The sequence below is a fragment of the Lentzea kentuckyensis genome (genome assembly GCF_002150765.1).
Lineage (GTDB): Bacteria > Actinomycetota > Actinomycetes > Mycobacteriales > Pseudonocardiaceae > Lentzea > Lentzea kentuckyensis.
This window is the reverse complement of sequence record NZ_MUYM01000253.1, coordinates 815-1,210: the sequence shown is the minus strand read 5'-3', so window position 1 is coordinate 1,210 and position 396 is coordinate 815. Positions and strand designations below refer to the sequence as shown.

1 protein-coding gene is annotated in these 396 nt (G+C 72.7%); it reads left to right on the top strand.

Translation table 11 applies throughout. From position 1 onward, the window contains the following. On the top strand, window positions 1-329 hold a 329-nt coding region (locus B0F77_RS46490), incomplete at its 5' end, for a D-alanyl-D-alanine carboxypeptidase (protein ID WP_211294390.1). Window positions 330-396: the final 67 nt, after the last annotated feature.

The following is a 396-nucleotide window of genomic DNA, read 5'->3' as shown; positions in this document are numbered from 1 at the left end:
CCGACGTGCTGTCCGCGGCGGCCAAGCCCACGCTCGACGACGCGCGCACCGCGAAGCTGCGGCCGTTGCTGACGGCGCTGCCGGTGGCGGGCGGCAGCGGCACCCTGGCCGGGCGCTACACGGGCAACTCGGCGAACGGCAGGGGCTGGGTGCGGGCCAAGACCGGCACGCTCACCGGGGTCAACGCGCTCGCCGGCATCGTCGTCGACGTGGACGGACGAGTGCTGGTGTTCGCGTTCATGTCGGCCAGCAACCGCAACCCCGAGACCGAGGTGCGGCCCGCGCTGGACGTGATGGCCGCTGCGTTGCGCGGTTGTGGCTGTTCGTAGCGGGGCGTACGCAGGTAGCGTCGGAAGCGTGAACGGCGTTTCGGAGGCAGAGCTCGGCCCGGTCGAC